General features: G+C 37.5%; 10 protein-coding genes and 1 pseudogene. 7 read left to right on the top strand and 4 right to left on the bottom strand.

The genetic code is table 11. From position 1 onward, the window contains the following. Nucleotides 1–334: 334 nt before the first annotated feature. Both MKY22_RS01990 and MKY22_RS01985 read right to left on the bottom strand, forming a co-directional pair. Nucleotides 335–1,433, bottom strand: a pseudogene (locus tag MKY22_RS01990) (family 1 glycosylhydrolase). Nucleotides 1,434–1,579: 146 nt separating this feature from the next. Then, entirely contained in the window at nt 1,580–2,593 is a 1,014-nt protein-coding gene (locus MKY22_RS01985) for a LacI family DNA-binding transcriptional regulator (RefSeq protein ID WP_341086197.1), read from the bottom strand. Nucleotides 2,594–2,800: 207 nt separating this feature from the next. On the opposite strand from MKY22_RS01985, the gene MKY22_RS01980 reads away from it, so the two are divergent. Further along, on the top strand, nt 2,801–3,223 hold the full coding sequence (locus MKY22_RS01980) for a VOC family protein (RefSeq protein WP_035411200.1): 423 nt from the start codon (nt 2,801–2,803) through the stop codon (nt 3,221–3,223). An 88-nt stretch (nt 3,224–3,311) separates the two neighbouring features. Beyond that, nucleotides 3,312–3,947, top strand: a complete 636-nt coding sequence (locus tag MKY22_RS01975) for a DUF3885 domain-containing protein (protein WP_341086195.1) — start codon at nt 3,312–3,314, stop codon at nt 3,945–3,947. A gap of 34 nt (nt 3,948–3,981) precedes the next feature. Here the strand turns inward: MKY22_RS01975 and MKY22_RS01970 are convergent, their stop codons facing one another. Both MKY22_RS01970 and MKY22_RS01965 read right to left on the bottom strand, forming a co-directional pair. After that, nucleotides 3,982–4,725: a hypothetical protein gene (locus MKY22_RS01970; protein ID WP_341086194.1), complete on the bottom strand. Its 744-nt coding sequence runs from the start codon at nt 4,723–4,725 to the stop codon at nt 3,982–3,984. 366 nt (nt 4,726–5,091) lie between these two features. Next, nucleotides 5,092–5,376, bottom strand: a complete 285-nt coding sequence (locus MKY22_RS01965; protein ID WP_341086192.1) for a hypothetical protein — start codon at nt 5,374–5,376, stop codon at nt 5,092–5,094. Nucleotides 5,377–5,582: 206 nt separating this feature from the next. On the opposite strand from MKY22_RS01965, the gene MKY22_RS01960 reads away from it, so the two are divergent. The 5 genes from MKY22_RS01960 to MKY22_RS01940 all read left to right on the top strand — a co-directional run bounded on the left by MKY22_RS01960 (nt 5,583) and on the right by MKY22_RS01940 (nt 12,834). Further along, a complete protein-coding gene (locus MKY22_RS01960; protein WP_312086051.1) occupies nt 5,583–6,485 on the top strand; it encodes a DNA/RNA non-specific endonuclease in 903 nt (300 codons plus the stop codon). Nucleotides 6,486–6,601: 116 nt separating this feature from the next. Then, complete coding sequence (locus MKY22_RS01955) at nt 6,602–7,960, top strand: hypothetical protein (protein ID WP_341086190.1); 1,359 nt, start codon at nt 6,602–6,604, stop codon at nt 7,958–7,960. Between the two features lie 2 nt (nt 7,961–7,962). After that, a complete protein-coding gene (locus tag MKY22_RS01950) occupies nt 7,963–10,494 on the top strand; it encodes a hypothetical protein (protein WP_341086187.1) in 2,532 nt (843 codons plus the stop codon). Further along, nucleotides 10,491–12,266 carry a hypothetical protein gene (locus MKY22_RS01945; protein WP_341086185.1) on the top strand — a complete coding sequence of 592 codons (1,776 nt, stop codon included), beginning with the start codon at nt 10,491–10,493 and terminating at the stop codon, nt 12,264–12,266. Before MKY22_RS01950 ends, MKY22_RS01945 begins: the two co-directional genes overlap by 4 nt. Next, nucleotides 12,247–12,834 carry a hypothetical protein gene (locus MKY22_RS01940; protein ID WP_255178788.1) on the top strand — a complete coding sequence of 196 codons (588 nt, stop codon included), beginning with the start codon at nt 12,247–12,249 and terminating at the stop codon, nt 12,832–12,834. Before MKY22_RS01945 ends, MKY22_RS01940 begins: the two co-directional genes overlap by 20 nt. Nucleotides 12,835–13,157 lie beyond the last annotated feature (323 nt).

The following is a 13,157-nucleotide window of genomic DNA, read 5'->3' as shown; positions in this document are numbered from 1 at the left end:
CATTCCATATGATGGGTTTTAATCCTTTTTCTTTTACACATTTTTTCACCCTATTTCTATTGATTTTTTATTTAATCCGGGCAAAATGGGCTGACTCAAAAAAAGAATGACGCGTCTTTTCACGCCCTTTCCTCAGGCGAGACACAAGCCAGTTTTCCTGCTTCATTCAAGCAGGAAAGCGGGTCTTGTTTGTCTCTGACAGCGCATAATGCGCTTTTTCCTGTAGGAGTGGCGCGTGACGCGTCATTCTTTTTGTTAAAAGATAAGGGTGGCAGATCATCATTCTGCCACCCTTATCTTTGTAGAGACTGACTTTTGAGTCTGCCCCTTTTCCTTATACGCTTTGGGGAAGCGTAGCTTTATGTCGCTTGATCACGTTCGCATACCAATAAGCACTGTCTTTCCAAATTCGTTCCTGTGTCTCGAAATCGACATAAAGGATTCCGAAGCGTTTTTCGTAACCGAAGCTCCACTCGAAGTTGTCAAGAAGCGACCATAAGTAGTAGCCATCAATATTCATGCCTTCTTCGTTCAAATCCGAGATTGCTTGCAAGTGTTGCGCAACGTAATCGATTCGATTTTGGTCGGCGACCCGTCCTTCGATCAGCTCATCGTCAAATGCGGCTCCGTTTTCTGTAATATAGATCGGTAAATCTGTATATTCCGCCCGCAATCGGCGAATTAAGTCCTTGAATGCGTTCGGTGCAAGGGCCGTATATTGTTTCGTACGGAGTTCTTTTGCGTAGTCCATATATTCTTTTCGTGCATCGGTCAAGACGAGCTCCTGCTTGTCGTTGACCCATGGTTGTGGATCATTGCCTTGAACGAACCAACGAATCGATCCTTCATCCGGGAACATTTTATAGCCTTTTTGCTTCATCTTATCGGCGACTTCAAACACCCCATCCATTGAATTCATCATGCCGCCGATTTTTTTCGGGTCGTCTGTTCCGAGTACTTTTTTCGCAATGCTTCGTTTGTAGTAAATGCCTCCTGGCGTCGTTTGCCAAGAGAGCGCACGCACGTTTCCTTCTTTATCTTTCCCCATGTCAAATACATACGGAATATAGTCTTTTGCGACGTCATCTGCATTAAACGGCTTTTCGGATAAATTTGCCCAGTAGCCAGCGTCGACCCATTGTTTCAAGAAGGCAATTTCACCCGTGAAGATATCTGGTGCTCCGATGCCACTTTCAAGAGCTGGTTTCAACTTCGTCGGATAGTCGGCCATCGGCACAATCGTCAATTCGACTTTAACGTCATTCTTTTCTTTAAATTTTTTGATTGGTTTTTTTTAATTCATCCGTAAACGACCAGATCTTTAAGACCTCTTTGCCACCACTCGTAGTGTCTTCGCCACTTCCCGTACATCCCGCTAAGACAGTTGCTGTCATGGCACCAATCGTGACTGTACTAATGAACGCCTTTTTCATTTCATCCCATCTTTTTTTAATAGTTTTTAAGTAAGCGCTTTCAATTTAATCGTTTAATTCGAAATCGCTTTCGGAACTGCCGTAAAAATAATTTCGGAATCGCTCTCCCTGACAACCAGCGAGAGCGATTCCGAAATTGGCGCACGTCACTCAGGTGCAGGACCTGTCGAATGACGAACGATCAACTCGACGGGGATGACGTCTTGTGTCGTGATCCGCTGTTTATCGACAATTTGTTCGATCAAGACTGAAGCCGCATGCTGACCAATCGTTTCCGTATCTTGCCGGACGGTCGTCAGCTTCGGTGTGATGTACTTCGCCATCTCGATATCATCGTAGCCTACGAGTGAGATATCTGTTGGAATCTGTAAGCCAGCTTCATGAATCGCTTCAATAGCGCCGATTGCCATTTGGTCCGCTGCCGCAAAGACAGCAGTCGGTCGATCTGGTAGCGCTAGCAACTCTTGCATCGCCCGTTTTCCTTCTTCTCCGGAAAACAACCCACCGTTTGCAATATAGCCGTCCGGAATCGGCAGACCGAACTGGGTCATTGCTTGTTTATAACCTTCAATCCTTGCTGCACCAGCATCCGTCGTCGTGTCGCCAGCGATATGCGCAATCCGGCGATGACCTAATTCATATAGATGCTCGACGGCTAGTCGCCCACCCGTAATATTGTCGGAATAGACGACGCTACAATCCGGACTGTACATATCAACGACAACGATCGGAATCGTACTTTGAATCAATTCTTGAACGTGCAGATCCAACTGGTCCGAACAGATGACGACAATGCCATCAACCGCTCGGTGCCGAAAGTGCTCCAAGTAACTCATGTCCCGATTACGTAAATTTCGTGATGCAAAAATCAGATCATAACCTTGTTGCTCCGTTGCTTTCCGGAAGCTTTCAATGATCGCATTAAAGAACGGATGCATCATGCCGACACCATGTGCTTCTGAAAACATGACACCAATCGTCCATGAACGTTTTGTCGAGAGCGATTGAGCATGTGCATTCGGCAAGTATCCCATCTCAGCTGCTGCCTGGACGATCTTCGCTTTCGTCTTTTCACTGACATCTGAATAATTATTTAAGGCTTTCGAGACCGTTGTGATCGAAAAACCGGTCATCTTCGCTAAATCATAAATTGTTCCCATACTACTCACTCCATTTCACCGAAAGCGCTTTCGGTAAATTTAGTATACGAAGTCTTTCTGGAAGTTGCAACCTATTTTTTATAAAAATCAGATTAATTGAAACCGTTATCATTTATACTAAATAAATCAGCAACTCACTCTTTTTATACGAACAAATGTTTGTTATACTAAAAGAGACGCATTCTCCCTTTTGAAAGGAGCTTTCCCGTGCCGATTAATCCGTATCTTGTCTTTAATGGAAATACCCGTGAAGCGTTGACGTTTTACACGGAGGTGTTTCAGGAAGAAATGCCGGAAATCATGGAGTTCGGACCAGGTCCTGGACCGGATGGTCAACCGTATCCACCGGAGCACCAGACACTGATTTTACATGCGCAGCTTATCGTCCATGGCACACGTCTCATGTTCTCAGACGCGATGCCACAAAACCCTGTGACGTTCGGACAAAACATTACGTTAGCCCTTCACTTAGCCGATGTGGAGCTATTGCACGAAACGTTCGCGCGGCTCGCTGAAGGCGGCAAGATCATCATGCCGATTCAAAAGACGTTTTGGAGTGAAGCCTACGGTATTGTCGAAGATGCGTTTGGCGTACAATGGCAGGTTAATCATGAAACGAGTATGGGCTAATGAATAATGATCCGGCTTTTAGAAGCCGGATCATTATTCATTCAAGAAACAAGTGTAGCGCACCATACATGGAAGGGAGGAGTTCCTATTGAATCACCAAGAGCTGTATACGATCTTTCCCCAGCTCGTCTTATATCCGAACTTATTTTATCACAATGCGAACGGAATCCGCTTTGAGCTAGGCAATCCAACATTGTTCAAAAACGTTGGTCTAGATGATCCGAATTATCTAGAGTCCGCCTATCGAAAAGCCCTAACCTTATTCGAAGCCATTCACGATCCATCTGATCTTATCACATGGATCGTGCAGGTCAGTCCCTACAAAAGAACAAGCGGTTGGAAACCGGTCGTGCATAGTGGATTTGTGAAGTACTTGAAGTCCCCTTCTTTACGCTATCGCCTGCGATGCGATCGTACACCGCAATATGTGGAAGAGCATCCCTATGCTACATACACATTGTCTTTGACCTGTACACGGCAAGAGATTCATTATCCAGCTTTGATCCGTGATATTTGCAGTCACGATGTCACGGATCGCCCTTCTTTTATCCATCGTACCTTTTTCTTTAATCCGAGACGAAAGAGTCTGTTTCACATCTATGATGACCGAGGCTGTGACCTGATCGGCGAAACACCTGACGCTATCCGTGATCTCTACGATGATTATAAGCATTGGATATTGAACCATGATAAAAACACTATTGATCAGACATTCTCACTATAAAGAGGCGATTCTTTGACTTAGAATCGTCTTTTAATTACCTCTCGCTTAAAGAAGTCGAACGCACAGTTGACTGAATCAATTGCTTTAACCATTTTTGTCTCACATCTGTTGAAAAGTCTTCATTTCCAAATACCTCTATTCTAAAGGGAAGCGTTTTTAACAACTGATGTTCCAATGCTTTTCGTTCCCTTAAGATTGCAATCGTCCCTTCCACTCCTAATAACGAGTGATTCACACCATATGCTTGCTCCGTGTAATAGGATACGAATCCGTCCGCCCATTCTGGTGGACGCTCTTGTAATGCTTTATGGAAGCTTCGCTCTACATTCAGTTGATCAACATAGACGAGAACCGGTTGCAACGGTGCGATGATCGTTGCTATGCGTTTGATGTACGCTTGTAACGTCGCTTCCGGTAGATCGTATTTGATGAGCCCCATCGTCAATGGATTTTGTAAGAAGCAACATTCAAAGACATATGTTATATTCGTCGTTAACGCTTGAGCGACGAATGACTCCCATTTCTTGTAAATCAGTGATTGGTATAGCTCAAACGGTAATTCATAAATATCGCGTTTTTGTAGAAATACAAGTACCGCTTCAGGAGTATCCTGTTTTGACTGCCACTGACGATACGATATCAGTACGTAGTCATTGAATACCTCAGTAAATCGTAAGACATCGAGTGAAGCATACTTACTTTGAAAGTTTACCCATTCACTAAGCGTTAAGTAAGCGACACTCTCATAATCTGCAGGATGGTTGCGGTCTCCTTCCATCAAACAGAGCGGTACCGCTCTGTTTCATACCCTTGAGGTAATCCTCATTACAACAGTCTTCCGAAATAAGACAGCAAGAACTGATAAGTAGCGTTATAATGAAGGACGCAATGACAGACTCATCGATAAAGGAGTGCACTAATGAAGATTTCTTACATAGCGATTCCCCTTACCGTGCTATTGATGGCAGGATGTATAGATATGGAAACGACCTCACCTCCACCGGATAAGACTGAGCAAGTAACGTAACAAGACGACACGACTATACAAAAGACCGATCCGAAGAAGGACTCCGATCAACATCTAGAAAAAGAGGCTGATACCAGTATAGACAAGTCAACAACAGATAAGAATTCATCGACGGAATCAAAAACGACGACTCCGCAGGATTCTTTCAAAGGATATAAGAAGATCACGTTCGATGGCGGAGAAATGTCCGGTAGTCGTCAGGCAAACGTCGTCGTCGACATCGGGTTCGGTGACAGGAAGTACTGAGCGTTCACGAATGAACACGGTCAGCTGGTCTATGTCATCGCGAAGAAGATCATCATCCGGAATGATGCGAAGGAAGACATCACGAATGACGGACGCTCTTATTCCGATGAAGCGAAGGTGCCTGGCGTCGAACGCGCGGATCTCGATGAAGGACATATCATCGCTGACTCACTCGGTGGGTATAGGACACTTTTTGAACAAAACTTGTAAACCTTAATATATTTTATCTAAAAACCTTTCACATCAATTATTGTGGAAGGTTATTTTTTGTTCAAAAATAGTAGACGATGAACAAAAATGTAATGTACAATAAATCTATCTTTTTAACAAAAATTGTAATAACTATTACTAGGAGTCTTAAAATGAAAAAGAAAATGAATTATTTAATCGCCCCTTTAATGACCATCTTTATGGTTGGGTGTACGAATGTAGAAGATGCGTCTATTACAAATGGCGAAACAAATTTACAAGAAGTAACAACAATTAATACAACTGCTGCTGAATCAGTAGTAGAAGTTACATCAACTCAATCAAAAGATGAACTGTTCAAAGGCTACAAATTAATCGAAGTGGATGCTTGTGATTTATCCGGACATCGTGAAGCTAATGTTGTGGTAGACATAGGTTTTGTTGATCGAGAATATTGGGCATTTACGAACGAGTATGGTCAATTAGTGAAAGTTATTGCTGATAAAATTATTTTACAAGATGACCGTACTGAACCGGTTACATCATCGGGAAGATACTGTAAAGATGAAGCAAAAGTGCCTGGAGTAGAAAGAAGTGACTTAGATGAAGGACATGTTATCGCTGACAGCATGGGCGGTGTATCTAGTGCTTTTAATATTACTGCTCAAAATAGCTCATTAAATAGGCATGGCGACCAAGCTTACATGGAAGATGCGATTCGTAAAGCAGGTGGAGCTACAGATTTTGAAGCAATTATTACATATCCAAATACTGAAACTCAAATCCCTTCTCATTATAAGTACACTTACACAATAAAAGGTAATAAGATTGTTGATGAATTTGACAATGGCAATCCTGATGAAACAAATAAATCTTTAGGTTTAACTGAAAATAAATCAATAGACTCAAATAATTCTAATGATGATAAAGATATTTCTAGCATTGATACAAATAATGATGGGCAGGTAACAATTAAAGAAGCTAAATCAGCTGGCTTCAAAATGCCAATAACAAAAGATCATTGGTTATATCAATACATGGATGATCGTGATGGAGATGGTTATGTAGGCGAATAGCAAATTTCGTTAGTAATTTTTAGAATGATACAGATTTTTGTAGCAGGTCATGTTTTAGAAAACGTATGAAGATTTTAACAGCTAAAGGAGAAAATATATTGTAGGTGGGAAGATAAATGAACAAAGTTTCAAACAGTCAAAACCATAGCAATGTTGTGGGAATAAATAAAAGATTGGGTGTTTATAGGTACTACTGTAAAAGAGTATCAGCAACTGAAACTTTACCTAATGGTAAAAATCATACTGTCGATAAGATGATGATTATGTTGGAGCAGAAGAAAAACGGATGTGCAGTAAGTGTTGTCCACCCTATTTCTGAATTCATTCATATGCCATTAAAAAAAGGTGGTATTCCTAGTATTAAAACACAAGAACAAGTTGCTAACTCTATTGTGAACTTCCTAAATTTTGTGTTTATAGAAAATCAAGCAAAGTATAAGTTATCAAGCGTAAAAGGCCTTCTTTTTGAACATGGAGTGGATTATTTGAATATGTATGGTTTAATAGGACGAAATAACGCTCCAGTGAAAAAAGAAACAGTCAAAAGATGTGAATGGAATCTTACTCGTTTATACTACTTCCTAGCCAAAAAAAATATTTTAAAGCATATAACGATAAATGATTTCGATTTCATAGAATACAAGTATGATGTTTTAGAAGTCAACAGGAAGCCAGAAAGCCCTTTTATCAACGTGAACTATCCAAAAGATGAGGAAGAAGCATTTCTTATCCATGACCTTCCTCGTGAATTAATTATTCCCTTCATACACACCGCAATGTCATATACACCTAGAATAGCTCTTGGTGTGGCATTTCAGTGTTTCGGGGGCTTACGTGCTGGCGAGGTTGTAAATATCGCTAGGACAGGTATTACTCCATCAGGAGAATTCGGATTATATGGATTTCAAATAAAAATACAAAATCGTAATTTCAGACCCGAACTAAAGGATATCAAGGGAAAAGGAACCGTAAAAAAACGAAGAAGGCAAGGTATTTTCCCTTTTAATGGCGAGTTATTACAACTTCTATATAAAACGCATATTAATAATTATTTACCTACCGACGGTAGCAACGCTCTCTTTTCCAACAGAGATGGAAAAGCAATGGAGAAATTTACATATCAACGGGAGTTTAGAAAATTGAAAAATATATTCTTAAATTTATTGATAAATTCTAAAGATCCTTTACTTAGAACATACGGCTTGGAATTAAGTAGCGCTAAGTGGTCTTCTCACATCGGACGTGGAATCTTCTCGAATTTGATTGCAGCAGAAGCAACTAATGTACTTCAAGTGATGACAGCGCGTGGAGATGACAACCCCATGAGCAGTATTACGTATCTAAACAATACAGATAAGATGCTTAGACTTCTAAAGGGTAACTACGATGATATGTATATGGATTTATTAGAAGTAAAGGAAGTGATTATTTCTGAACTAAAATTAAACAGTCGAAATCGAAAAAAGGGAGATTAAAGGTGACAGTATGGTATAAACCCGAAGAAGTAGCTAAATTAATCAATAGAAGTGATTCGAATTTACGAAAACTTGCACGAACAGGGTTAATACCCGATTCATTTTTGAAAGTGGAACTTTCTTCTGGCGGACAAATCAAATATTTGATTCATGCAAACTATGTTGAGCAGCAACTATGCTTGCAAGCTAAACTTTCAAATGATTATTACAAAAAAGCCGAAGTTAAAAGTATGCTAAATGTATCAGACAAAACACTAAAGATTTTACAAGAGACAGGAGTATTCGAGGATGTCTGGCTTTTTGAAGGATTTCTATACTTTTCAAAAAAAGAAGTTGAAATATTTTTAAACAGTAAAACAAGCGCAGTTAGCCTAGTCCAATTAATTAAAGAAGAATTAAATGTATCAACAGATAGACATATTTTAGTTGACTTTATATTCAATGACCCATTTTTATCAAAACTTGTATATAAAGAAGCTCAAAGCTACCAAATTAAAATTGAAGATTGGGAGGACTACAAAAAAGGATTAGTCTATGTCGAAGAGGCTTCTATATATTTAAATATGCCTTTAGAAGTGATGCAAATGTTATGGAGTAAGAAACATATAAAATCATTTACAGCGAAAGATAGGGGTGTTAGAACGCATCTTGCTTACTTAGATGAGTATAAGAGACGTGGACTGATCCCAATTGAGCAATTAGCATTGGAGATGAACACATCTTTGCATGTTATAAGGAAATCTTTTAATTCTGACGACTATATTCTTCTTCCAAATAATAAAAAAGATTTTTACATCAAAAGAGAAAGTGCTGATGAACTTATAAATAGTTATGCTGCAATACAAATTAAGCATAATCATTATATCCATAGTGTAGAAACTAACTATCATCAATTTTTTGAAGACAGTATTACATACTTTAAGAACAAAGCCAATATAAACCTTACAGTGGATTTATATAATAGATGGTCTAGAAAAAAAATAGAGAAAAGCACACAGCCACTCAAAAAACTCACGCTTCATTATTTACGTGTTTTAGAGGTTTTAGCAACTCAACTAACTAAAGAATTAATGGAATATTCAGATTTAGAATTAAAACAACTTTTCGAATCACTTCCTAAAAATCAAACTCGTAGAGTTATCCAATTTCTTGACTATTGCAAAGAGAAAGTTGATTGTGCTTTTAGTGGCGATTATGTTTTTAAAAAGACCTTAAATGGGGTTGGTGATGAAGCGTATACCAAAGAAGAGTGGAAATTATTAATCCTTCATGTTTTAGATGTGGACAAACATTTCGAAAATGCAGTTGAAAACAGAGAGTATGCTAATACATGGCTATTCTGCTTGTTACATTTTTCATTGGCATGGAGACGCTCAGATATGATTTCATTTAAATCGATATCACTTGATATAGTGGGCATTGATGACTTTGAATGGTTCAATGAACACACATTTAAATTAGAAGATGCTCAAAATATATTAAAAACAGTCAGTAGAAGTATGCAAGAATATTTATCAAGAAAGAACAAACAAAAATCCGTATACGTTGTCCCTTTTATTTTTGAAATGCCTACAGCATTAGCCTTCATTCTTAGTGAACTACACCGTAAAAATGAAAACGCAAATAGCAAATTTTTAGTTGAAAATATAAGCGACAACAATATTAAAGATTTCTTTGGAGAAGATTTGCCAAAATTCAAAAGTAAAATGAGTAACAAATCGTTAATGACTTACGGTTGGGAAACAGCGGTAAAAAACGGTAAAGGTGCATTGGCTTATTGGCTAAGTGGTTTTTCTCGTTCTCATACTCATAATATTTCAATGCCTAACTCTATCACTCAGGTATATCTAGTTACGCGAAATACTGATGTAGATGTTGAAGAAATGGCTCGTCACGCCTTCGATAGAGGGATTTTTGGATGGCAAGTAAAAGTTATGATAGACGCCATAAATGAAAATGAACCGATGAGCTTAGGAGAAATGACAGCAGCCATAACAAATATCAATAAAGAATATTCACCTGTAATGATAAACGAATTATCAAAATTCGCTGTCACTAGGCACGAGCAATCAATTGCATTATTAAAAGACCTCATGAAAATTCCAAAACAAGAGTTAAAAGACAAACTAAAGGAGATTTCCAGATTACGCTCCCCTTCATTGCTAGACCATTCACAATGTCTCGTAGGATTAGAAAATTGTCCGTTTAAAAAAGAGGTTGAATATAATCTAGAAATGCCATGTCTCGGTTGCAAAAATCGCATCGATACAAATTATATTTTAGATATTGTGAATGTGAAAATATTTTCTTTGATTGAACGATTAAAAAAAACAAATCAAGACGAACGTATCACACGTATCAAATATACACACATGATTAAATCGCTTTTGTATATCCTAATGGATTTCAAAAGAATGTATGATCAATTTGATACGAATTATATTCGCAGTTTCATAGATTTAGACTTGTTGCAAGTAAATATTAGAGAATTAAATGTCACAAAATTTTTAACTATAAACGAGGCGAATAATTGATGGCTGTAAAAAATTTAAAAGTAGGAAATGGAGATAAAGGATTACTTATTTACGAAAAGACTTCCAACTCAGTTGCAGAAAAAAAGTATCTCAAGTACAACGAAGATGAGTTAATTCAGTATCAAGAAAAATTCGAGCTTTTACAAGACGATGGGATTATTAAATCCCCTTCCGAATTTCTTGACCATCAATGGAACGTAATGGGACGCGAATATTATAGGAGTCTTGATTTTACTGAAATAGAATATGATAAAGAGCTTTATTTATCTTTAAAATGCTACGTAATAGTACAACTATATGATCGAAATATATCCCCGGATAGCATTTTTGAGGGGTTTGGCAACATTTTAAACATCATTAAATTAACAAGTTGTTATGACAAACGAAAACTAGTGGAATTCGAGGAATGGAAGTTAGAAAAGGAGTCATTAAAAATTAATTTAAGTACATACAGAAACTATAACTTAGGATTCTTGTACTTTAATCCTATAAACGACGCAGCTGATTATATCCCTTTATTTGAATCCATACAGGGCGCTGATTGGGATATAGTCAGAGAGATACCTACTTATGAAGAATTTGTCCGTTTTGATTTTTTAATTAACGATTTCATGAACAAAGCAACAAATAATATGCGTTCGAAATATTACCCAATTTTTATTTGGTGGAAAGTATCGACAATCCTCCCTATTCGCCCAATAGAACTCGTTAAAATAAAAAATAACGATATACGGTATGATGCGAAAGAAGAAAAATATTACCTTACCAAAGGGAAAAGAAAGCTATCGCCTTCCAAAAAAGAAAAAGGAAAGCATCACGTCTCCATACCTAAGGAAATTCAGATAAACAAGGAAATATTCGAAATTATTGAAGATTATAAAAAGGAAACTAATAGTGAGAACGAAGAATATCTGTTCCATCTTTCTCACCATTATGAACATTTAACAAAGCCTAAGTATAGCAGCTTCATAAATAAAGGAGTAACAAAAAAATATAACGACCATCGAACAACCGATTTAATGTCAAAGCTATTGGTTTCATTTTTCAATGAAGTGATACAAGACGGTATGGGCATTAATGTTGTAAATTCAAGAGACGAATTAGATTTAGAAAATCCACACAAAACCATTACTCGCCTTAGTCTAATGGATACACGCCATTTCGCTATTTGTTCAATGATGATGCAAGGATTCAGTGAATTAACAATCGCCCAAATGGCAGGTCATACTAAGATTGAAACTCAATCCGCATATGCATCTCATATTGATGATTTTCAAAGGTCTTATTCTAATTTACTAGCTAAGGATATCCAGCGAAGTATGACAAACCTAAATACTTCAGGATTCGATCATTTTACATTTCGTCAAAAGCAGATACTCTCTTATTGGAATTCTGACTACTCTAAAGAAAAGAAAATAGATTATGGTTACTGCCAATCAAAAAACTTTCCGTACGAATGTTTCGAAGATGATTGTATCTTTTGTAATAAGATTCATATAGATTTATCTAATTTGACCACTCTAGAACAATCTGAATTGGCAAACAAAATTACAAAAATTCAAGATGAAATACAAATCAAATTAAATTTCATCAAAAAGTATTACCGATCAGCTTATAGGAAAAAGGAGTCAGAATTCGATAATAACGAAAAAAACTCTAAAGACCTTGAACGAAACAGCGCAAATCTCGCAATTTTATTAAATAGAAAAGCAATGTTAGAGGCGCATCTAGCCAAAAAAATGGAGGTACAAGATGACAACAGAAAAGTCTAAGGGTGGCAGACCGCAAAAATATTCATATGAGGAACTAAGATCCGTTTTATTCGAATACGCAAACAAAAAAAGTGGGAAATTAATTACTCTCGCAGATTTAGGGCGCGAAACAAAGTTTCCTCGGTACGTATGGAGAAATAATAAACAGATTCGAGAAGACATTGAAAAGCTTAACAAAACCCCTATAGCAATCGTAGGTTTAATGAAAGAGAATGTAAAAATTCCTTCGGCTGAGGATTTAGTAAATTCTAATTATAAAAATAAAAACCTACTAATCACAAGGGTTCAACAAGTCCTTGACGCATATCAAACTACTTTTGAACAAGTGTTAAAGACAACGGAATTAGAAAATAGCCTAAATATTAAGGAGAAAGAAATAGCCTCTTTAAAAGAGGAAATCGATGCCCTGAAAAAGCAGGCTGCATTCTATCAAGAAAAATACGAATCGATGACATTACATAGCACTACTCTTCTAAGTCGGAAAAATTTTGATTTGAAGGAAAATGTCATAGATGTGGAAAAGAAATTTAAAGAAATTGACGATGAATTTGAGGATTTATTCAAATAAACAAAAGTCTATCAAAAGTCATAAAATAAAGTACTTTTAGGGTTCACTTCAAGCTCGCTTCGGGGACGTTTTCGTTATTCAACAATCAAAGCGCTATTGCCGTACAAAGGTAATCGCTTATCAATTAACTACATATGATTTAATAACTTCACATTACAACTATTGTTGTTCTAACTTGAGTAGAACTCAAAGCGAATGGCGCAATTGTCGAACAACATAAACTGGCTTTCTACTTTGTGTTCATATAAACATAGTAGGAAGCCTTTTTTATTCTATAATTTCTTCATTTTAGTCTTGATTTCCCGAAAAGGTTTATTATAAAA

Origin of the sequence: Exiguobacterium sp. FSL W8-0210, assembly GCF_038006045.1 — a bacterium.
In the GTDB taxonomy this organism is placed as follows: domain Bacteria; phylum Bacillota; class Bacilli; order Exiguobacteriales; family Exiguobacteriaceae; genus Exiguobacterium_A.
The sequence above is the reverse complement of the archived record's forward strand: the minus strand, read 5'-3'. Positions and strand labels throughout refer to the sequence as shown.

Excerpts from the sequence above, each read along its gene's own strand:
- MKY22_RS01970 (WP_341086194.1), bottom strand. The coding sequence starts at position 4,725 with ATGGAAGGAGACCGCAACCATCCTGCAGATTATGAGAGTGTCGCTTAC.
- MKY22_RS01955 (WP_341086190.1), top strand. The coding sequence starts at position 6,602 with ATGAACAAAGTTTCAAACAGTCAAAACCATAGCAATGTTGTGGGAATA.
- MKY22_RS01960 (WP_312086051.1), top strand. The coding sequence starts at position 5,583 with ATGAAAAAGAAAATGAATTATTTAATCGCCCCTTTAATGACCATCTTT.
- MKY22_RS01940 (WP_255178788.1), top strand. The coding sequence starts at position 12,247 with ATGACAACAGAAAAGTCTAAGGGTGGCAGACCGCAAAAATATTCATAT.
- MKY22_RS01965 (WP_341086192.1), bottom strand. The coding sequence starts at position 5,376 with ATGTCCTTCATCGAGATCCGCGCGTTCGACGCCAGGCACCTTCGCTTC.
- MKY22_RS01985 (WP_341086197.1), bottom strand. The coding sequence starts at position 2,593 with ATGGGAACAATTTATGATTTAGCGAAGATGACCGGTTTTTCGATCACA.